The 20,942-nt window shown below is 68.7% G+C and carries 20 protein-coding genes; 5 read left to right on the top strand and 15 right to left on the bottom strand.

Going from position 1 to position 20,942, the window contains the following annotated elements; translation table 11 throughout:
* Positions 1-102 precede the first annotated feature (102 nt).
* Positions 103-765 (top strand): hypothetical protein, encoded by a 663-nt coding sequence (locus Q1B24_RS09960; RefSeq protein ID WP_299927152.1) that lies wholly within the window; start codon positions 103-105, stop codon positions 763-765.
* An 8-nt stretch (positions 766-773) separates the two neighbouring features.
* Here Q1B24_RS09960 and Q1B24_RS09955 read toward each other — a convergent pair whose 3' ends face one another.
* The 12 genes from Q1B24_RS09955 to mftA form a co-directional block, all read right to left on the bottom strand.
* On the bottom strand, positions 774-1,391 hold the full coding sequence (locus Q1B24_RS09955) for a DDE-type integrase/transposase/recombinase (protein ID WP_299927149.1): 618 nt from the start codon (positions 1,389-1,391) through the stop codon (positions 774-776).
* Positions 1,388-1,681: a transposase gene (locus Q1B24_RS09950; RefSeq protein ID WP_299927145.1), complete on the bottom strand. Its 294-nt coding sequence runs from the start codon at positions 1,679-1,681 to the stop codon at positions 1,388-1,390. The genes Q1B24_RS09955 and Q1B24_RS09950 overlap by 4 nt, the downstream gene beginning before the upstream one ends.
* Before the next feature lie 712 nt (positions 1,682-2,393).
* A complete protein-coding gene (locus Q1B24_RS09945; RefSeq protein ID WP_299927215.1) occupies positions 2,394-3,041 on the bottom strand; it encodes an adenylate kinase in 648 nt (215 codons plus the stop codon).
* A gap of 35 nt (positions 3,042-3,076) precedes the next feature.
* Entirely contained in the window at positions 3,077-5,086 is a 2,010-nt protein-coding gene (acs, locus tag Q1B24_RS09940) for an acetate--CoA ligase (protein ID WP_299927141.1), read from the bottom strand.
* Between the two features lie 199 nt (positions 5,087-5,285).
* A complete protein-coding gene (locus Q1B24_RS09935; RefSeq protein WP_207083544.1) occupies positions 5,286-5,657 on the bottom strand; it encodes a DUF779 domain-containing protein in 372 nt (123 codons plus the stop codon).
* Entirely contained in the window at positions 5,658-7,181 is a 1,524-nt protein-coding gene (locus Q1B24_RS09930) for an aldehyde dehydrogenase family protein (protein WP_207083545.1), read from the bottom strand.
* Between the two features lie 90 nt (positions 7,182-7,271).
* A complete protein-coding gene (locus Q1B24_RS09925) occupies positions 7,272-8,459 on the bottom strand; it encodes a GAF domain-containing protein (protein WP_224279312.1) in 1,188 nt (395 codons plus the stop codon).
* A gap of 86 nt (positions 8,460-8,545) precedes the next feature.
* Positions 8,546-9,967: a mycofactocin biosynthesis glycosyltransferase MftF gene (gene mftF / locus Q1B24_RS09920; protein WP_299927124.1), complete on the bottom strand. Its 1,422-nt coding sequence runs from the start codon at positions 9,965-9,967 to the stop codon at positions 8,546-8,548.
* A complete protein-coding gene (gene mftE / locus Q1B24_RS09915) occupies positions 9,964-10,731 on the bottom strand; it encodes a mycofactocin biosynthesis peptidyl-dipeptidase MftE (RefSeq protein ID WP_299927121.1) in 768 nt (255 codons plus the stop codon). Before mftE ends, mftF begins: the two co-directional genes overlap by 4 nt.
* Position 10,732: 1 nt before the next feature.
* A complete protein-coding gene (gene mftC / locus Q1B24_RS09910) occupies positions 10,733-11,950 on the bottom strand; it encodes a mycofactocin radical SAM maturase (RefSeq protein ID WP_207083549.1) in 1,218 nt (405 codons plus the stop codon).
* On the bottom strand, positions 11,947-12,213 hold the full coding sequence (mftB, locus tag Q1B24_RS09905) for a mycofactocin biosynthesis chaperone MftB (protein ID WP_207083550.1): 267 nt from the start codon (positions 12,211-12,213) through the stop codon (positions 11,947-11,949). The genes mftC and mftB overlap by 4 nt, the downstream gene beginning before the upstream one ends.
* Positions 12,213-12,320 (bottom strand): mycofactocin precursor MftA, encoded by a 108-nt coding sequence (gene mftA, locus Q1B24_RS09900; protein ID WP_207083551.1) that lies wholly within the window; start codon positions 12,318-12,320, stop codon positions 12,213-12,215. The genes mftB and mftA overlap by 1 nt, the downstream gene beginning before the upstream one ends.
* A 213-nt stretch (positions 12,321-12,533) precedes the next feature.
* Between mftA and mdo the strand changes: the two genes are divergently transcribed.
* From mdo to mftM, 4 genes are all read left to right on the top strand, one after another.
* Positions 12,534-13,826 (top strand): NDMA-dependent methanol dehydrogenase, encoded by a 1,293-nt coding sequence (gene mdo, locus Q1B24_RS09895; protein ID WP_207083552.1) that lies wholly within the window; start codon positions 12,534-12,536, stop codon positions 13,824-13,826.
* A gap of 91 nt (positions 13,827-13,917) precedes the next feature.
* Entirely contained in the window at positions 13,918-15,126 is a 1,209-nt protein-coding gene (locus Q1B24_RS09890) for a MoxR family ATPase (RefSeq protein ID WP_299927103.1), read from the top strand.
* A 58-nt stretch (positions 15,127-15,184) separates the two neighbouring features.
* The gene (locus tag Q1B24_RS09885) at positions 15,185-16,651 is read left to right on the top strand and encodes a VWA domain-containing protein (protein ID WP_242532627.1); all 1,467 of its coding nucleotides are present in this window, start codon (positions 15,185-15,187) and stop codon (positions 16,649-16,651) included.
* Positions 16,651-17,571: a mycofactocin oligosaccharide methyltransferase MftM gene (gene mftM, locus Q1B24_RS09880; RefSeq protein ID WP_207083554.1), complete on the top strand. Its 921-nt coding sequence runs from the start codon at positions 16,651-16,653 to the stop codon at positions 17,569-17,571. Before Q1B24_RS09885 ends, mftM begins: the two co-directional genes overlap by 1 nt.
* Here the strand turns inward: mftM and Q1B24_RS09875 are convergent.
* The 3 genes from Q1B24_RS09875 to Q1B24_RS09865 are packed head-to-tail and all read right to left on the bottom strand — an operon-like array spanning position 17,568 to position 20,885.
* Entirely contained in the window at positions 17,568-18,191 is a 624-nt protein-coding gene (locus Q1B24_RS09875; RefSeq protein ID WP_207085326.1) for a response regulator transcription factor, read from the bottom strand. The two genes, mftM and Q1B24_RS09875, sit on opposite strands and share 4 nt — an antisense overlap.
* A 50-nt stretch (positions 18,192-18,241) precedes the next feature.
* The gene (locus Q1B24_RS09870) at positions 18,242-19,687 is read right to left on the bottom strand and encodes a histidine kinase (RefSeq protein WP_299927086.1); all 1,446 of its coding nucleotides are present in this window, start codon (positions 19,685-19,687) and stop codon (positions 18,242-18,244) included.
* A 13-nt stretch (positions 19,688-19,700) separates the two neighbouring features.
* Positions 19,701-20,885 (bottom strand): iron-containing alcohol dehydrogenase, encoded by a 1,185-nt coding sequence (locus tag Q1B24_RS09865; RefSeq protein WP_299927083.1) that lies wholly within the window; start codon positions 20,883-20,885, stop codon positions 19,701-19,703.
* Between the last annotated feature and the right edge of the window lie 57 nt (positions 20,886-20,942).

Below are 20,942 nucleotides of genomic sequence, written 5' to 3'. Positions count from 1 at the left end.
GATGCAGCCAATCTTGAGCAAACGAGAGGTCGCTCAAGATCTACTGGCCCGGTCGACTTATCGGAGCGAGCCGTCACGACGAGGGAAGGGGATGCCGTCCTCATGAGCCTGCTGATGTTCCTCCATCAGGACGATGGCGCGGTGATCCTGACGGACACGCTCGCCACCGACACCTTGGGGAAGCCGCTCGACTTCGTCGACAAGTGCGTCGCCGTGCCGTCGATGAACCTCGCCATTGCGACGACCGGCTACCAGCAACTGATGCTCCGCTGGGTGGAACGGCTGCGCGAGAACGTCCGCGCACGCGACACCTCCATGCTCGATTTGCACACCCCCGGCTCGCTCAGAGAGATCTGGGCTGACATCCAGCGCGAGCATGGACCCCTGGAGGGGTCGGCGACGATCTACCACTTCGGCTTCGACGAGCACACCGGCCGGTGTCGTCGCTTCGCGTACCGCTCGGCCAACGACTTCGAGTCTGAGGAAGGCGAGGCGCCCGCGTTCGGGGTCAAGCCGGATCCGCTCGGCGATACCCAGCCGGACGAGCTCTCCGATGCAGGGCTGATCGACTTCGCGAAGCGGATCCGCGTTGAGCAGGATGAGCGGACGGCTGACCGCATCTACATCGGGGGCGACCTGGTGTTGACCGAGGTACGGAAGAACGCCGTCTCCTCGCAGCGCATCTATCGCTGGGAAGACCAGCACGACCAGTGGCAGGCGATCTGCGACGCACCACCGCTGGGCGCGGTCGCTCGGCTGCCGTGATGCGATCGCTACTGCCGCGCGTTGCCGAGCGCTGACGGATACGCGCTCAGGAGCCAGCGAAGGCGGGCGACCTGCGCGTCGATCTCTCGGGTCCGACGGGACTTCATCCTCGAGTCGATCGAGTAGCCCACGATCCGGTTGGAGTAGACGTCCTTGATCGCGCAGACGTAGAGCTTGCCCTCACCGGTCCAGTGCTCGGTGATGTCGCTGAGCCACAGCTGGTTCGGAACGTCAGCGGCGAAGACATGGCGGATCACGCCGTGCCTGTCGGTCACGGCACACAGGTCGTCGTGGACGGGAGGGCCGGGCTTGTTGGCCTTGCCGCGCTTGGGCTTGCCGAACGCCGACCACCAGCCCTGCTGTGAGCAGATTCGCCACGCGGTCCGCTCGGCCATTGGTTCGCCCGCTTCACGGGCCTCGTCGACGAGGAATCGGTAGCCGAACTCCGGGTCGTCGCGGTGGGCGTCGAACAGAGCATTGGCGCGGTATGCCTGCTCGAGCTCGGCATCAGTGACCGGGGCAGCCAGCCAGCGGTAGTAGGGCTGGCGAGCGATCTTGAGCACCCGGCACGTCACCGTGACGGGGATCCCGTCGCCGGCCAGCTCGCGGACGAGCGGGTACATCATTTTCCCGGCAGGTTGGCCTGCGACAGATAGGCAGCCGCCCGGCGCAGGACCTCGTTCTCCTGCTCCAGGAGCCGGATCCGCTTCTTCAACTCGCGGTTCTCGGCGTTCTCAGCCGATGTCGTCCCCGGCTTGATGCCGTCCTCGACGTCGGCGGTCTTCATCCAGTTCGTCAGGCAGGATTCGCTGATACCGAAGTCGGCAGCGATCTGCTTGAGGTGGACGCCCGGCTCACGATTTCTGGCAACCCGAACGACGTCCTCGCGGAACTCCTTGGGATACGGCTTCGGCACGGTGCACATCCTTCCAGCGGCACCTCTCGGCACCACAGATCAGATGTCACCTACTCGTGCAGCAGCCCCTGGTTTGCGGGGCAGCAGTCCCGAATCAGTCACAACCATCTGACACTTCGAACAACGCCCGGGGGCGCCAGGAACGAAGGGCTGCTCCCAGTATTTGAACCAGCTCGTTGATATCTGCCCACAGGCCGTGAGGAGCGTCCCCATCTCCTTCGCGTGTACAAGCTGACTCGGTGATGCCGGCTTGTCGGGGGGCGTTACGTACTCGAACTGAGTCGTCAGAAACCACCGGATGGGCCTCGTCATATCGGACGACTTGCCACGCGGGAGCAGTAGTGAGCCATCGCAATCCACCGGACGTGCTCGGTCTCGTCGGGAGAATGAGCGAACTCGCATACTCCAAAGAGCGACCGCCCTGCCGGAGGACACGAAGATGCCTCACAGCCTGCCACTTGCAACCTCATGCGATCCACCTGACTGATGCGCGTCGTCGAAGTGCGCTATCTCGGCACATCAACCGTAACTCCCGCACAGCGACGTGAGCGACGTCCAAAAGGGAACGGAGCGACATGTGACCTCACCTATTTCCGGTACTCAAGATCCATCTGGGCACGGCCGACGCCTGAGAGAGTCGCAAATCCCTTGCCGGCCGGGCCGCCAACAACGAAGTCCTGGTGGTGGGACGATTCCATTGGTACTTCACAACTCAGGTCGTTGACCGTGACGAGGGCTGTGCGCCCTCGAAGCCGCTCCGAGGCTGACCTCGGGAGGGATTTGGCACCGTCAGTCCGGAGCGCTGTAGAGCGGCAAAGGTTCGACTGGTCACCTCGGTAGGCGGACCCGCACCAAAGACTTCGGTGAGAAGGCCACTGCGAGAGTAGTTCAAGAGCAATGGCTCGGTCTCCTCCGCGTAGACGTCAAGACGGCGACGGATCACTCTCTCGTTGTCGTCCGTGCGTCCCTCGGTGGCACCCCGCCGCAGCAGCCTCTCGACGATTTCGTCACCATCAACGATCAACAAGATGACCGCGTCCAGAGCAATTCCTCTTGCGGTCATCAGAACGTCGAGTTCCTCAACCTGTGCCAATGTGCGCGGATAGCCATCGAGTAGGAATCCGCCGCGAGCGTCACCCTCGTCAAGCCGATCTCGAACCATCGCGTTGGTGACGGAGTCAGGGACGTACTCGCCGAGGCTCATGAAACGCTCCGCCTCGATGCCGAGGGGTGTCTGCTTCGCCACATGGGCTCGGAAGAGATCCCCGGTGGAAATGGCGGGGATTCCCAGTTCGGCGGCGATGACCCTCGCCTGCGTCCCCTTGCCCGCTCCTGGGGGGCCCATCAAGATCAATCTCATTGCGGCGGGCTGCTCCTTCTTGGTCCGGCCAGAGTTCATCCGTCGTCCTTGGGACTGCCGGACGTGAGCTTGTCGGTGATCAGCGTCATGACAGTGGAGTCGGCGAGCGTGGTCACGTCGCCGACCTCACGGTGCTCGGCGACGTCCTTGAGCAGGCGGCGCATGATCTTGCCCGAGCGGGTCTTCGGCAGCTCGGGCACGACCATGATCTGGCGCGGCTTCGCGATCGCGCCGATCTCCTTGGCGACGTGCTTGCGCAGCTCCTCGACGATGTCCGCCCCCCCGTCGCCGGCCGTGTCGCGCAGGATCACGAAGGCGGCCACGGCCTGGCCAGTCATGTCGTCGGCTGCCCCGACCACGGCCGCCTCGGCGACCTTGGGGTGCGAGACCAGCGCCGACTCGATCTCGGTCGTGGAGAGCCGGTGGCCCGACACGTTCATGACGTCGTCGACGCGGCCCAGCAGCCAGATGTCGCCGTCGTCGTCGAGCTTGGCGCCGTCGCCGGCGAAGTAGAGGCCCTCCCAGCGCGACCAGTAGGTGTCCTTGAACCGCTGGTCGTCGCCCCACAGAGTGCGCAGCATCGCCGGCCAGGGCTCGCGGATCACGAGGTAGCCGCCGTTGCCGTTGCCGACCGACTGGGCCTCGTCGTTGACCACGTCGATCGAGATGCCGGGCAGCGCCTTCATCGCCGAGCCGGGCTTGCCGGCGGTCACGCCGGGCAGCGGGCTGATCATCATCTGGCCGGTCTCGGTCTGCCACCAGGTGTCGACGATCGGCGCCTGAACGGCACCGATGTGCTTGCGGTACCAGATGTAGGCCTCGGGGTTGATCGACTCACCCACCGAGCCGAGCAGGCGGATCGAGGACAGGTCGTGCTCGGCGGGGATGTCGTCGCCCCACTTCATGAACGTCCGGATCGCGGTCGGCGCGGTGTAGAAGATCGTGACGCCGTACTTCGCGATGATCTCCCACCAGCGGCCCTTGTGCGGGGCGTCGGGGGTGCCTTCGTACATCACCTGCGTCGCGCCGTTGGCGAGCGGGCCGTAGACCATGTAGCTGTGCCCGGTCACCCAGCCGACGTCGGCGGTGCACCAGTAGACGTCGTCGTCCTTGAGGTCGAAGACCGCCCAGTGTGTGTAGGACGTGCCGGTGAGGTAGCCGCCGGTCGTGTGCAGGATGCCCTTCGGTGTGCCGGTGGTGCCGGAGGTGTACATGACGTAGAGCGGGTGCTCGGAGTCGTGCATCTCCGCGTCGTGCTCGGGCGAGGCGGCGTCGACGACGTCGTGCCACCAGACGTCGCGCGAGTCGTCCCACTCGACGTCTTGGCCGGTGCGGCGTACGACGACGACGTGCTCGACGAGGCTCTCCCCGCCCTTGGCGGCGACCTTGGCCACGGCCTCGTCGACCGCGGGCTTCAGGGCACTGGGCGCACCGCGGCGGTAGCCACCGTCGGCGGTGAGGATCACCTTCGCCCCGCAGTCGGTGACGCGCGAGGCGAGGGCGTCGGCGGAGAAGCCGCCGAAGACCACGGTGTGCGGGGCGCCGAGGCGCGCACACGCCAGCATCGCGACGACGACCTCGGGGATCATCGGCATGTAGATCGCGACCCGGTCGCCCTTCTGCACGCCGAGGTCGGTCAGCGCGTTGGCCGCGCGCGAGACCTGGTCGAGGAGATCGGCGTAGGTGATGTCGCGGGTGTCGTCCTCGGGCTCGCCGACCCAGTGGATCGCGACCTTGTCGCCGTTGCCGGCATCGACGTGCCGGTCGACGCAGTTGACGGCGGCGTTGATGGTGCCGCCGACGAACCACTTCGCGAACGGCGGGTTGGACCAGTCGAGGACATGGTCCCAGCGCTGGCCCCAGTCGAGGCGCTCGGCGGCCTCGGCCCAGAACGCCTCACGGTCGGAATCGGCGCGGGCGTAGGCCTCCTCCTTGACGTTGGCGTTGGCTGCGAGGTCGGCGGGCGGCTCGAAGCGACGCTCCTCACGGGACGGATTCGACAGAAGTCTTGAACGAGTTGGGTCGGGCTTCCCTGGGCAATTCATATCGTCTCCTTATCGGGTAGTTGAAAGTGGAGTGCAAGTTCAGCGCTAGTCGGGCCGCGTTGACGCCCGCCGGCAAGCAGCCGTGTCTTGAGTGGCGAAATTGCCTCTCTACTAGGTGCATCACCGCGCTCCCGCCATGACGATCGCGGGGTTGTCGTCCAACTTGCTGGCAGCAGCGCGTGCCGGCGTGGCCTACATGTCAGCCGTTGACCGTGGCGGACTCCTCGTCCGTAAATAGACGTGATCGGATCAGGAACCGCACGCCCTCGGGTGCCTCGAGGGAGAAGCCGGCGCCGCGGCCCTTGACGACATCGATGGTGAGGTGGGTGTGCTGCCAGTACTCGAACTGGGTCTTCGACATCCAGACGGGCACGTCGCGGTCGAGCCCGACAGCAAGTTCGCCGAGCAGGATGTCGGAGTCGCCGGTGCGGAACTCGCCGTCGGGGTAGCACATCGGCGACGACCCGTCGCAGCAGCCGCCGGACTGGTGGAACATCACCGGGCCGTGCGCCTCGGTGAGGCGGCGGATCATCTCCGCCGCCTCACCTGTCACCGCTACTCGTTCGAGCATTTAGAAGAAGCCCAGCTTGTCGGGGCTGTAGGAGACCAGGAGGTTCTTGGTCTGCTGGTAGTGATCGAGCATCATCTTGTGGTTCTCGCGGCCGATGCCGGACTGCTTGTAGCCGCCGAACGCCGCGTGCGCGGGGTAGGCGTGGTAGCAGTTGGTCCAGACCCGGCCGGCCTGGATCGCCTTGCCGGCGCGGAAGGCACGGGAGCCGTCGCGGGTCCACAGACCGGCACCGAGGCCGAACATTGTGTCGTTGGCGATCTTGAGGGCGTCGGCCTCGTCGTCGAAGCTGGTGAGCGAGACGACCGGACCGAAGATCTCCTCCTGGAAGATCCGCATCGAGTTGTCGCCCTCGAAGACGGTGGGCTGCACGTAGTAGCCCTCGGCGAGGTCGCCCTCGAGGACGTTGCGCTCACCACCGGTGAGCACCTTGGCGCCCTCCTGCTTGCCGATGTCGAGGTAGGACAGGATCTTCTCGAGCTGGTCGTTGGAGGCCTGCGCGCCCATCATCGTGGTGACGTCGAGCGGGTTGCCCTGGGTGATGGCCTCGACCCGGGCGATCGCGTCGGGCACGAAGTCGGAGTACATCGACCGCTGAACGAGCGCGCGCGACGGACACGTGCAGACCTCGCCCTGGTTGAGCGCGAACATCGTGAAGCCCTCGAGCGCCTTGTCGTAGAAGGCGTCCTTCTCGGCCGCGACGTCGTCGAAGAAGATGTTCGGGCTCTTGCCGCCGAGCTCGAGCGTGACCGGGATGATGTTCTCCGAGGCGTACTGCATGATCAGCCGCCCGGTCGTGGTCTCGCCGGTGAACGCGATCTTGCGGATGCGACTGCTGCTCGCCAGCGGCTTGCCGGCCTCGACACCGAAGCCGTTGACGACATTGAGCACGCCAGCCGGCAGCAGGTCGCCGATCAGCTCCATCAGCTTGAGGATCGACCACGGCGTCTGCTCAGCCGGCTTGAGCACGACCGCGTTGCCGGCCGCGAGGGCGGGCGCGAGCTTCCAGACCGCCATCAGGATCGGGAAGTTCCACGGAATGATCTGGCCGACGACGCCCAGAGGCTCGTGGAAGTGATAGGCGATCGTGTTCTCGTCGATCTCGGAGATGCCGCCCTCCTGGGCGCGCAGGGCGCCGGCGAAGTAGCGGAAGTGGTCGATGGCCAGCGGCATGTCCGCGTTGATGGTCTCGCGCACCGCCTTGCCGTTGTCCCACGTCTCGATGACGGCGAGGGACTCGAGGTTCGCCTCCATCCGGTCGGCGATCTTGAGCAGGACGTTGGAACGCTCGGTGGTCGATGAACGTCCCCAGCCGTCGGCGGCGTTCCAGGCAGCGTCGATGGCGGCCTCGATGTCCTCGGCGGTCCCGCGCGCCACCTCGGTGAAGGGCTTGCCGTTGACCGGGGAGATGTTCTCGAAGTAGCCGCCCTTGATCGGGTCGACCCACTCGCCGCCGATGTAGTGGCCGTAGCGGCTCTTGACCTCGATGTCCGAACCGTCGGTTCCGGGCTGGGCGTAGACAGTCATGTGATGCTCCAAAGAGTGAGGGAGTGTGTGACGACCGTCACGCTAGGAGCGGGCACGTTGCATGAACGTTGCGAACCCCCGGGCCGGCCCTCAGGCCAGGTCGCGGTCGAGGCGCGCGAGCTGCCCGTCGACCAGCGAACGCATCGGCGACACCGCGCCGAGGGCATCGCGCTGCGCCACCCACATGTCGTAGTCGTCCGCGCCCCACCGAGAGCGCGTCCACGTCGACATCAGGTCGGGTTCCTTGCTCGCCAGCACCGTGGCACGCAGCGAGTGGTGCAGCTGGTCGCGAAGCCGGACCACGCCGGGCGCGGTCGACCGGGGAAGGATCGGACCGCGATAGTCGCGCAGCGCGCGGCGTACGTCGCCTGCCGCCAGTTGCGCCTCGAGCGCCAGCCAGTCGCCGGCGACCCGGGCGCCGAGCCGGTAGGGGCGCGACGCGAGAAGGTCGTCGCCGAGGAGATTGCGCAGCCGGTTGAGCTCGGCACGCAGCGTGGAGGACGCGCCGTCGTCCTCGTAGACCAGGACGGCGAGCTCGTCGCCGGAGAGCCCGTGCGGGGCCGAGGCGAGGAGGAGCAGGATCTCGCTATGGCGCGGGGAGAGCCGCAGCGAGTGGCGCGCGTCGATCGTGAGCAGCGCCTCGTGGCGTCCGAGCAGCTCGACCACGACCTGCGGACCGGCCTTGGACTCGACCGGCTGCGCGGCGCGCGTGAGCAGTTCACGCGCGAGCTCGGCCTCGGCCATCCGGGCCGCCGCCCGCACCATCGCCATCGTCTGCGGCACCGCGATGTCGTCGTTGCCGGTGATGTCGAGGACCCCGAGCAGGGTGCTGGACGTCGGATCGTGGATCGGCGATGCCGCACAGCTCCACTGCTGGACCGAGTGCCGGAAGTGCTCCGACCGCCGCACCTGGACAGGCTGGCCGAGGCGCAGGGCGAGACCCGGAGCGTTGGTGCCGGCCAGGCGCTCGTCCCAGTTCGAGCCCTCGACGAAGCCGATCTTCTCGGCCTGCCGCAGCGTCGACGGAGAGCCGCACACCCACAGGAGCTGGCCGGCCGCGTCGCTGACCGCCATGACCGCACCGCAGTCCCGCGCGGCCTGGCCGAGCACGTCGTCGAGCAGCGGGAAGACCTGGGCGAGCGGATGAGCCGCCCGGTGGTCACGCAGGTCGGACTCGGCCAGCGTGATCGGCGCCTCGACGCTCTCCACGTCCACGCCCGCCGCCGCCGACAGGTGCCAGGAATCTGCCACCTCTGCGCGCATGCCGTCGCGACCCATGGGTTCATTATTCACGCTCACCCCTCCGGAGCCCGCCCGGTTCCCCACCATCGCGCGCCGGAGGTTCGACGAGGTTGCACCGTGATTCATCGGCGACGAGAGAGGCGTACGTCGGGGCGCAACGCGTCGAAGGAACGCGCCCGGGCGGCGCCGAGCCAGACGCCGCTCCCGTAGGCCAGGTCGTCGAGCCGTCGCGCCAGCACGTAGCGGACGGGATCCAGGTCGGCCCCGACCCGTCGCCGGTCGACCAGTCCGTCGACCACCGCGGCCACGGCCAGTGCGCGCCGGGCGCGGCGTGACCGGGTGGCGGCCAGGGCCGCGAGCGGCCAGTAGTGGCGGGTCAACGCGGCGCCCGTCTGCCACAGCACGGCGACACTGCCCTCCAGCGTCAGGATCGCCGCCGCGCGAACGGGACGCTCACTGCGGCCCAGCCGACGGGAGGTGCCAGCCGTCGCGACGGCAGCCGAGGCCAGCGCGACCGGGACGGACCAGCGGCGCTGGGCGAGGAGGGCGGCCGCGAACACGGCGGACCAGGGCGAGATCACGAGGGGCGCGACCGCCGAGCCGTGGCGCTGCGCCAGCGGCGCCGCCGACGTGCCGTAGAAGGCCTTGCGTCCGAGCCACTCCCCCAGCCGGGCGCGGTGCCGGTGCCGGACGGTGGCCGCCGGCTCGTAGCGAACACTCGCGCCTGCGGTGAGCAGCCGCCAGACCAGGTCGACGTCCTCACCGCAGCGCAGCGCCTCGTCGAAGGGGCCGGACCCGAGCCGGGCGAGTACGGCGACGCGCGCGACCAGACAGGCGCTCGGGAGGTAGGCAACGACGCCCTGCTGACGCACAGCTGCCGGCTCGGGGCCGAGGTCGAGGGAGGACCGCGCCTGTTCGTAGCGCTCCACCCAGCTGTCACCGGGGCGACGCTCGGGACCCAGCACCCGCGGCGCGACCATCGCCAGCGCCGGGTCGTCGAGATGCCGGCGCAGCGTCGCCAGCCAGCCGGGGTCGGGGACGATGTCGGAGTCGCAGAAGGCGACGAAGGGCGTGGTCACGTGGCGCAGGCCGGAGTTACGGGCGGCCGCCGGACCGCGGTTGACGTCGTGGACGACCAGCGAAGCGCCGTACGCACGAGCGACGCGAGCGACCTGCCCGGGATCGCGCGACCCGTCGTCGACCACCACGACCGGCACCGACGACGGCAGCGCCTCGAGCAACAAGGTCAGGTCCTGCGCCCGGTCGCGCACCGGCACCACGACCGTGACGTCGAGGACCTGGCTGTCCGGCCCTGCCGGGTTCGGCCACCACGGGTCGGCGAAGCCACGATCCAGGAGCGACCGGGCCAGCGTGGTGCCGTCGCCGCTCGTCGCAAGCAGGACCGCGCCGCCGTCGAGCAGGTCAGCGGCCACGTCACTGAGGTAGAGCACCGAGCCGCGGCTGCCGCCCACCAGTGACCGGCCGCCGTCACAGACCTTCGTCCGCGACGAGAGGCGGACTCCGAAGCCGGCCGGCAGGTTCACGATCCGACGGTACTGCGTTCGGGACGACCCAGTCGGCCGTCGCTGCCGACGTCGAGATCGGTCAACTCGCCCTGCAGCCGGTTCACCAGCACCTCGAAGAGCCGTCGACCCTCCTCCGGCGAGCTCCCGGTCGGGTCGCCCAGGACGCCGTTGGGCGAGACTGTGCGGACCCCGACGCTTCGCAGCCGCGGCATCAGTTGATCGATGGGCTCGGTGGCCCCCGCCTCGGCAAGGTCCACACGCACGGTCCACGGCGCCAGGTTGCGTAGCAGGGAGGTCTCCGTGCGGCCCGCGTGCGCGTCACCACCCAGCACCCCGAACCCTGTCCAAGCCGCCGGGCGACCCTCGTCGCGGAGGGTGGTCACCGCGCTCACGACCGTGGGCACGTTGCCGCCGTGGCCGTTGATGAAGACGAGCCCCTTGGCCCACCGACAGGCCGACCGGCCGAGCTCGACCAGCAGCAGGTAGAGCGCCTCGTGGCCGATCGAGATGGTCCCAGGGAAGTCCTCGTGCTCGCCGCTGGCGCCATACGCAAGAGCGGGCGCCACCAGCACGCGCACACCAGCAGCATCCAGTCGTACGGCGACCTCCCGGGTCGCTGCACACGCCAGCATCGAGTCCGTCGCCAGCGGGAGGTGCGGGCCGTGCTGCTCGAGCGATCCGATGGGTACGAGCACCAGCGGCGGGTCGCCCTCGATCGTTGGCCAGCGCGCCCCGCCGAGGCCGAGGCGTCGACTGGGCTCGCCGGCCGAGCTCGCACCCATCTCAGACCATCCCTGCGACCGGACTCTCGTCGCACGCGCTCGTCGGTCGCGTCCGGGTCGCCCCGAGCGTGAGTCCGACGGGTGCGTTGCGCACCGTGCCTGTGTGGGAGTGGTCCTGACTGGAGCCCGGGAGCGCGCCGCGGTCCAGGCTCGCCAACGCCTCCTCGGCGTTGCCCTTGACGCACTCCGGGTCCGGACCGTCCAACGGCAGCCCGGTGAAGAACTTGGCCGCCATGCAGCCACCGCGGCAGTTGTCGTAGGCCGAGCACTTCGCGCAGGCACCGCCGGTCTGCGGGCTGCGCAGCTCCTCGAACAACGGCGCGTGCTTCCAGACGTGGTCGAAGCCGAGGTCACGGATGTTGCCGGCCTTGAACCTGTCGTGGATCGCGAACGGGCACGCATAGACGTCCCCGACCGGGTCCACCAGGCAGACCACGCGGCCGGCGCCACACAGGTTGAGGCCGGGCAACGGATCGCCGTACGCCGCAAGGTGGAAGAACGAGTCACCGGTGAGCACCTTCTCGCCGTTGGCGACGAGCCAGTCGTAGAGCTGGCGCTGCTGGTGCGGCAGCGGGTGCAGCTCGTCCCACACGTCGGCACCGCGACCCGACGGTCGCAGCCGCGTCAGCCGCAGTTGGGCGCCGAAGCTGTCCGCGATCGCCTTGAACTCGTCGAGCTGGTCGATGTTGTGACGCGTGCACACCACCGAGATCTTGAAGTCCTGCATGCCGGCTGCCTGGAGATTGGCGAGCGCCTTCATGGCGGCGTCGTAGGTGCCCTGGCCGCGGACCGCGTCATTGACCTCGGCGGTCGCGCCGTCGAGCGAGATCTGTACGTCGATGTAGTCCGTGGCCGCGAGCTTCTCGGCCCGCTCCTTGGTGATCCGGAAGCCGTTGGTCGAGAATTTCACCCCGACGTGGTGCTCGACCGCGTAGTCGAGGAGCTCCCAGAAGTCGGGACGCACCGTGGGCTCTCCGCCGCCGATGTTGACGTAGAAGATCTGCATCCGCTCGAACTCGCGGATGAGGGCCTTGGCCTCCTCCGTGTCCAGCTCGTCGGGGTCGCGGCGACCCGAGGACGACAGGCAGTGCAGGCACGCAAGGTTGCAGGCGTAGGTGAGCTCCCAGGTGAGGCAGATCGGGGCGTCGAGGCCGAGCTCGAACTGGTCGATGAGGCGACCGACGGCGGGCGGCGGGGTCTCGGTCAATGTCGCGGTCATGGTGCGCTCCTGATCAGTACGCCGTTGGCGGCGAGCCCGTCGAGGGCCTTGAGGTAGCCGGCGCGCTCCCCCTCGCCCACTCCCGCAGACTCCAGCGCGTGACCGACGTCTGTCGTCCCGTCGAGGCGGCGGACGACGTCGAGCAGGCGCAGGGTCTTGAGGAAGCTGAGGCGTCGGGTCGAGAAGTCGTAGACCAACGCCCCGAAGGGCTCCGGTCGCAACTCCACCGACGGACTCAGCTGCCAGGCTTCGCCGTCGATCATCAGTAGACGCCGCACATGCCGTCGATGGAGACCTCCTCGACCAGCTCGTCCTCGGCGAGGGCGGCGGTCTTGGTCTCGGGAGTGGGGTCCTGGTTCGGGTCGGTCATGGCGATACCTCCGGGTCGAGATGGCTGGTGGGTCGCTTTCCACGCTAGGAAGCACGCCGTGGCGGCGCACCCCTCACTCAGCGGGCCGGACCTGCCCTGATGGTCAGGTCGACTCCTGACCCACCGACCCGTATGCGGATCCTCGTCTGGCCGCGGCCCCGTGGCGGACCTAGCGTCCGGAGCAGTCAGATATCCGTCTCCAGGAGGTCATCCGTGCAGGTCGACGAACTGCTCAAACCGTTCCCCATCAAGGAGTTCCACCCGTTCCCTCGGGCCCTGATGGGACCCGGCGCGCACGAGATGATCGGGCCGGAGGCACTCAAGCTCGGCTTCCGCAAGACGCTCGTCATGACGTCGGGCCTGCGCGGCACCGACATCGTGCACAAGATCGTGGAGTCGATGAAGTACCACGGCCTGGAGGTCGTGGTCTACGACAAGGTCGAGTCCAACCCGAAAGACTACAACGTCATGGACTCCGTGGCGATGTATCAGGAGAACGAGTGCGACTCGTTCGTCTCCATCGGCGGCGGCTCCTCGCACGATGCCTGCAAGGGCGCTCGTGTCTCGGTGGCCCATGACGGTCGCAACGTCAACGAGTTCGAGGGCTTCAACATGTCCGAGAACCCGAAGAACCCGCCGCACATCGCGGTCTCCACCACGGCCGGCACCGGCTCGGAGACCTCGTGGGCCTACGTCATCACCGACACCACGACCGACCCGGACAACCCGCACAAGTACGTCGCCTTCGACGACGCGTCAGTCACCTCCCTGGCGATCGACGACCCGGTGCTCTACTTCGACTGCCCGGTCGACTACACCGCCCAGTGCGGCTTCGACGTGCTCGCGCACGCCAGCGAGCCGTACGTCTCCCGCATCAACTTCCAGCCGTCGCTCGGCAACGCACTGCACGCCATCAAACTGACGTCGGAGCACCTCCGGGCAGCGGTGTGGAACGGCCAGGACCTCGCCGGACGCGAGGGCATGATGTACGCGCAGTACATCGCCGCCCAGGCGTTCAACTCCGGTGGTCTCGGCATCATCCACTCGACGTCGCACGCGATCAGCGCGTTCTACGACACGCACCACGGCCTGAACAACGCCATCGCGCTGCCGCGTGTGTGGGCGTTCAACATGTCGGCGGCGTACGGCCGCTTCGCCGACATCGCCGAGGCGATGGGCGTCGACACCCGCGGCATGACCAAGCCGCAGGCAGCCGATGCGGCGCTCGCCGCCTCGATCCGGCTGCTGCGCGACGTGGGCATCCCGGAGAAGTTCACCGACATCACCGCCGACAGCTACTCGAAGAACCGGCTGGGCCAGGGCCCGACGAAGTTCTACGAGAACGCCAAGGTGATCACCGGTGACAAGGAGGACGTGGACCGCATCACCAACCACGTCCTCGGCGACGCCTGCACCCCGGGCAACGCCAAGGAGTGCACCTTCGAGACGGTTCGCCCCGTCATCGAGCACTGCATGAACGGTGACCTGGACGACCTCCTTTCCTGAGGCCGGGTTCGCCCCTGTACGCCGGACCGGGCAGCGATCGCCGTGCTGCCCGGTCCGGACCCCATCCCCACCACGTTCGAGGGAGCGCCAAGTGAACACGGATCCGCGCAATGCTGCCGGCGAAGGCGAGTTCGACGACGTCGCCCATGCCCTCGAGCGCTTCCGCGAAGCCGGCTACCTCGCCGACGACCGTCTCGCCACGACGGTGTTCCTCCAGACCCGCCTGGGCAAGCCGGTCCTCCTCGAGGGCCCGGCCGGCGTGGGCAAGACCCAGTTCGCGACCAGCCTCGCCGCCGTCACCGGCCGGCGGCTGATCCGGCTGCAGTGCTACGAGGGCCAGGACGAGACCAAGGCCCTCTACGAGTGGGACTACGGCAAGCAGATGCTCTACACCCAGATCCTGCGCGAGAAGATCGGCCAGGTCGTCGAGGACGCCGCCGACCTCAACGAGGCGGTCGAGCGGATCGCCAAGCAGGACAGCGTCTTCTTCTCGGAGCGCTTCCTCGCTCCCCGACCGTTGCTGGAAGCGATCGACTCCGACGAACCCGTCGTGCTGCTGATCGACGAGGTCGACCGCGCCGACGAGGCCCTCGAGGCCGTGCTGCTCGAACTGTTGTCGGAGTTCCAGATCTCCATCCCCGAGGTCGGCACGGTGAAGGCCGAGCAACTGCCGTACGTCGTGCTCACCTCCAACAACACCCGCGACCTGTCCGCCGCACTCAAGCGCCGCTGCCTCCACCTCTTCCTCGACTACCCCGAGGCGCAGCGCGAGCTGGAGATCATCAACTCCAAGGACACCGGGCTCAGTGAGGCGCTGGCCGTCCGCCTCATCGAGATCGTGCGAGGTCTGCGCGCGCTCGAGCTCCGCAAGGCACCGAGCATCTCCGAGACCATCGACTGGGCCCGCACGCTGGCCGTGCTCGGGGTCAGCGAGCTGAGTGCCGACGTGCTGTCACAGACCCTCAACGTGGTGGTGAAGTACGAACGTGACCTGAAGAAGGCGCTGGCCGCGATCCCCACCTTGGTCGACCCGAATGCGAAGGTGCCGTCCAAGAACGACCACGGACACGGACACGGCCACGGACACGGACACGGCGCGGACGGCGACCACAGTCACGACGACGGTGACGCCGAGGTGGACGGCAAGGAGGTCCGCGCCGCCAAGGACAGGCCCGGACGCCACGGTGACAACTACGGCGGTCCCGGGAAGTCCGACGAGGCACCCGCGGTCAAGACGGTCACGGCCAGCCAGGGCGAGCGCTCGTTCGCTGCGCGCTCTGCCCGCAAGCGTCCGGTCTGATCCGATGGAGGGGGCAGTCCATCGCTTCATCAGGTTCCTCCGCCTCAACGGGGTGCGGGTGAGCACGGCGGAGGCGATCGACGCGATGCACGCCGTCGCTCAGGCCGGCGTGCTCGGTGAGCGCGAGGTGCTTCGATCGGCGCTCATGGTCAGTCTGATCAAGGACCGTCGCGACCTGGACACCTTCGATCGCGTCTTCGACCTGTTCTTCGGGCTGCGAGCGGTCTTCGAGGACGAGGTCGGCCACGGCCACAGCCACGACGACCTGACCGATGACGGCGAGCTCGAGCAGTTCACGCTCTCCGACGAGCCCGGCGACATCCCCGAGGACGGTCACTCGCACGGCAAGCCGGACGACATCAAGGAGTTCTTCAAGCCGGAGGACATGGCGCAGCAGTACAACCTCCACCAGGAGGCGAACAAGATCGACATCGCTGCCCTAACCGACGAGATCGTGCTCTCCAACGACACCGAGGGCAGTGCCGGCGAGGCCGCGCGCGTGCAGATCTCCACGCACCGGATGCACAACCCGGGCTCCCCCGGCGACCTCATCCGCAGCCCTGGCATGGAGCTCGACGTCGAGCTCACCGTGGCCCAGGAGATGGCACTGCTCAGCTGGCTCGAGGACGCCCTGCCCGATGTCGACGAGGACCGCGGTGCGACGCTCGAAGCCCTGCGCGCGGCACTCGCACCCTTCCTCGCCGGGTTGCCCGAGCGCTTGAAGCAGCACCTCGAGAAGCTGATGGCGGTCGAGCACGAGATCGAGAAGCGCGAGATCCGGGCAGCCCAGACCGAGCGGATCCACGAGCACGAGCGGGCCGAGCTGGAAGAGGCCCTGCGCCGCTTGCTGAGGTCGCTGCGTGGCGCGCCGCGTCCGCGTCGCAAGGCCGCCGCGCGTGGCGTCGTCGACGGCGCCCGCACCATGCGCGCCAACATGAAGTACGACGGCGTCCCGTTCCGACCGGTCACCGTCAGCAAGGTCGAGGACCGGCCCAAGCTGCTGGTGCTCTGCGACGTCTCGCTCTCGGTGCGCTCGGCGGCGCGCTTCACCCTGCAGCTCGTGCACAGCCTGCAGTCGCTGGCCTCGTCGGTGCGCACCTTCGCGTTCGTCAAGGACCTCGTGGAGATCACCGACCTGTTCGCCGAGCACCACCCCGAGGAGGCGCTCTCGCTCGTGATGTCCGGACTGCCGGCCGGTGGTGTGCTCGACGTCGATGCCGACTCCGACTACGGATCCGCGTTCGAGGACTTCCTGGAGCAGTTCGGCTCCGCCGTCACCCGCCGTACGACCGTGATCGTCCTCGGCGACGGCCGGGGCAACGGCAACGACCCGCGACTGTCGGTCTTCGAGGAGATCACGCGGCGGGCCCGCGAGACCGTCTGGCTCACCCCGGAACCGCGCTATTCGTGGGGACTGGGTCGCTGCGATCTCCCCGCCTATGCGGAGTACTGCAGCCGCGTCCAGGTGGTGCGCAACCTGACCGGTCTCGACCGGGTCACCATGTCGATGTCCGAGGTCGGCTGATGACCGAGGCCGCGACCTCGGCCCCCATCGACCCGCTCCAGGCCTGCCTCGACGGGGCCTATGTCGACGAGGTCGTGGAGGTGCGTGCGCAGGGTCCGGTGCCGCCACGACGCGCGCTGCACACGATCCGCACCGAGCACTTCGACGTGCACAACGACCGAGACCTGCTCCACGTCGGCCACCGGGTGCCGCCCGAGCTGGTCGACGACGACCTCGCCGGGCTGCTCGCCGATGAGCTCTTCGGTCCGGGCTGGCTGCGTGGGCCCGAGGTCTTCGAGCGGATCTTCACCGGCATCGTGCGCACGTCGCGGTCCGGGGCACTGGACAGCTGGGAGCTCTTCTACCGCAACTCGATGGCGCGCATCGAGCAGCGCATCGACGACCACACCGGGGTGGCGCAGGGCTCAGATCGGCACGGCACCATCGCCAACTACGCACCCGTCTACGCCCGGGCGGAGCAGCTGCTCGCTCCCGGCAGCGTGCTCGAGCTGGGCTGCTGCTTCGGCTTTCTCTCGCTCCGCATCGCGGCCAGCGGTCGGCGCACGACAGCCAGCGACCTCTCCCCCGGCACCAGCCGGCTGCTCGCCGGGGTGGCGCCGCGCCTCGGCATCTCCTTGACCACGGTCGCGGCCGATGCCGGGCACTTCCCCGGTCCTGACGCGAGTGCCGACACGGTGCTGGCCATCCACCTCCTCGAGCACCTCGACGCCGGGCACGGCGACCGAGTGGTCGCCGAGGCGGTGCGCCTGGCGGCGCGGCGGGTCGTCATCGCCGTACCCCTCGAGGACGAGGCGGACGAGACGTGGGGCCACGTCCGCACGATCAGCCTCGACGACCTGACAGCGTGGGGCCGCGCGACCGGGCTACCGTTCGAGGTGAACGAGCATCACGGCGGCTGGCTGGTGATCGACAAGCGTTAGATCAGGCCGAGCTTGGTCGCTTCGTAGACGGCCTCGGCGCGCCGGGAGACGCCCAGCTTGCGCAGGATGTTGCCGACGTGGAACTTCGCGGTCGTCTCGGAGATGTACAGCTTGACGCCGATGTCGCGGTTGGAGAGCCCGCGCGCCAGCAGCCGCAGCACCTCGCGCTCGCGGGCGGTGAGCTGCTGGGACTCCTCGGGGTCCGGGGTGTTGAGCCCGCGCACCATCGCGGCCGCCGACCGCGCGTCGAAGGCACTCTCACCACGGCTGATGTCGCGGATCGCCCGGACCAGCCCGGAGGTGTCGACGTCCTTGAGGACGTAGCCGCGCGCGCCAGCGCGGATGGCCTTGAGCACCAGCTGCTCGTCGAGGAAGGTGGTCAGCACCAGCACCCCGATGTCGGGGTGGCGGCTCGTGAGCTCGGCGCACAGCTCGAGCCCCTCGGTGTCGGACGCGGTCGACAACTTGAGGTCGAGCAGCACGATGTGCGGCGCGGAGCGGCCGATCACGGTGAGCGCCTCGTCGGGGGTGGATGCCTCGGCGACCACGATCAGGTCGCGCTCCCGCTCGAGGATCGAGCGCAGGCCCTGGCGAACGATGGCGTGGTCGTCGACGAGCATGATCCGCACCGTTTCCACGTCATGGCCGTGCTGGGGTGGTGTCAGCGTCGTCACGAGCTGTCCTTTGTTCGGTGGGCCTTCAGTGCGGCGGGTTGCCGCTTCCCGGTCGCGACCAGCTGGTCGATGATGCCCGGCCGGTCGGGCGGTGTGAGCGGGAGCGGGATGCGCATCTCGACGCGGACTCCGCCGATGCGAGCACGACGGAAGGCGACGCTGCCGCCCAGCTCGACCAGCCGGCTCTCGATGTTGGCGAGGCCGCGGTGCGACCCGTCGCCGGAGCGACCGCGCTCCAGGCGCAGCAGCCGGCTCAGCTCCTTGGGGTCGCCCTGCCCGTCGTCCGCGACCGACACCAGCACCTGGTCTGGCCGGTAGCGCAGCCGCACCACGGCCCGCTCCGCCTTCGCGTGTACGGCGACGTTGAACATCGCCTCGCCGACAGCCCTGGCCACCTCGTGCCCGGCCTCGGCCGGCAGCAGCACGGCCTCGCCCTCGACCCGGACCTGGACCACGAGCTGGGGCCGGTGGTGGGCGGCCACCTCGCGCAGCAGCTCGGGCAGCTCGACCACGGTGTCGCTCGGGGTGCGGTGCAGGGCATAGATCGCACGCCGCAGCTGGTCGACCGCCTGCTGGGAGAGTTCCTTGGCCGTCCCGAGTCGATGGGAGATGCCGGCCCCGGGTTCACCCAGGGACTCCGCCTCGCCGCGCGCCACTTCGACGGCCATACCGGCCGAGAGGACGTACTGCGCCACGGAGTCGTGCAGCTCACGAGCGATCCGGTGCCGCTCCGTGTCGATGAGCTCGCGCTGGTGCGCCAGCACCAGTCGGTCCTCAGCGAGCCGGAGCTCGGAGGTACGCACCTCGAGGTCGCGCTCGTGTGCGCGAGCCTCGTCGTGCACGAGCTGCGCTCGACGGTGCAGGGCCATGCTGGCCTGGTACTGCTCCGAGGTGTGCAGCGAGACCGCCGCCTGGTTGGCGAGGATGCGAAGCACCGACAGGTCGCCGGGTTCGGGGTCGACGGCCAGCTGGTGGAGGCCCACGAGACAGCCGATCGGCCGACCCTCGAGCGTCATCGGCACGCGCACCCATCGGCCGTCGTCGTTGCTGCGCACCGCGTGCCCGGCCCGGATGGCACCCAGCTCACGCTGCACCATCGGCGGCAGGCCGGAGTCGTCGGCGGTCGGCTGCCCGTGGGGACCGTCGGCCGGACCCAGGACCAGGAACCGGGGCCGGGCGCCCCTGAGGTGCCCGTCGGACAGCGCCAACAGGGTCCACTCGGCCTGCAGGTGCTCGGCTGCCGCCCGCACCACTTCCTCGAGCAGCCCGCGAGGCCCCTCGTGGGTGCGCACCAGCGCCCGCGAGATCGAGTCCATCGCGCGTACGGCGCGCTGCATCCGCTCGTCGGAGTTGACGTAGGCGCGGTAGTAGGAGCCCTTGCCGGACCTGACCCCCGTGAGGGTGGCCAGGTCCGGTGGAGGCTGCTGTGGCCGCGTCGTCACGATGCGCCCCTCATCACAGGGCGTCCCTGAACAGCTGCTGGATCTCGGCCTCGGACGCCGTGCGCGGGTTGGTGGTCAGGCACGCGTCGTCGAGCGTGGTGTGCGCCATCGTGTCGATGTCGGTGTCGGACACCCCGAGCTCGCGCAGCCCGCGCGGAACGCCCACGTCGTCGGCGAGCCGCCGGACGTGCTGGGCGAGGAGCTCGGCGGCCTCCTCGCCGGGCATGCCGTCGGCGGCGATGCCGGCCGACCGGGCCAGGTCGACGAAGCGGTCAGGACTGGCACGGGCGTTGTAGCGGATCACGTGGGGCAGCAGGACACCGTTGACCACGCCGTGCGGCGCGTCCAGCAGCCCGCCGACCTGGTGGCTCATGGCGTGCGTGGCGCCGAGGATCGCATTGGTGAAGGCGAGGCCCGCTTGCAGGCTGGCCTGCGCCATCTTCGCCCGCGCCGTCATCTCGGCCGGCTCGGTGATCGTCGTGCGCAGGTTGCGGCAGACGAGGCCCACCGCGTTCAGCGCATGGGTGTCGGCGAGCGGGTTGTGCGCCAGCGACACGAAAGCCTCGATGCCGTGGGTGAGTGCATCGAGGCCCGTGGCGGCGTTGAGGTCCTCGGGCATGGTCGTGAGCAACCGCGGGTCCGTGATCGACACATCGGGTACCAGGGCTCGGCCCATGATGGTCAGCTTCACGTGCCTGTCGGTGTCGGTGACGATGCAGAACTGCGACACGTCGGCGCCAGTGCCGGAGGTCGTGGGGATCATCAGCAGCGGCGGGATGGGTCGCGTCACCTGGTCGACGCCGGCGTAGTCGCGGATGTCGCCGCCGTTGCCGGAGAGGATCGCGACGCCCTTGGCCGCATCGATGACCGAGCCGCCGCCGAGGGCGATGATGACGTCGCACTCGCTTTCGGCATACAACTCGTAGGCCCGGCGCACCTCGTGGTCCTTGGGGTTGGGCGTGACGTCGGTCCACAGCACCGGCGTGAGCCCCTCGGCCTTGAGCAGGGTGAGCAGCGTCGCCAGCCAGCCCGCCTCCACGATGCCGGGGTCCGTGACCAGGAACGGTCGACGTGCCCCCAGCCGGATGGCCGCGAACCCTGCCTCACCCAGTGAGTCGGCACCGAACACCACCTCCGGCGCGTGGAACTTCGCCAGGGCTGGAGGGGCCGGGGGGCGCGAAGGGGTCAGGGCAGACACCACAGGACCTCCTCACCCGGTTCGTTTCCACGGTAGCCCAGGGAAGCGAGCCGGGAA

Origin of the sequence: uncultured Nocardioides sp. (assembly GCF_947488025.1) — a bacterium.
Lineage (GTDB): Bacteria > Actinomycetota > Actinomycetes > Propionibacteriales > Nocardioidaceae > Nocardioides.
The sequence above is the reverse complement of the archived record's forward strand: the minus strand, read 5'-3'. Positions and strand labels throughout refer to the sequence as shown.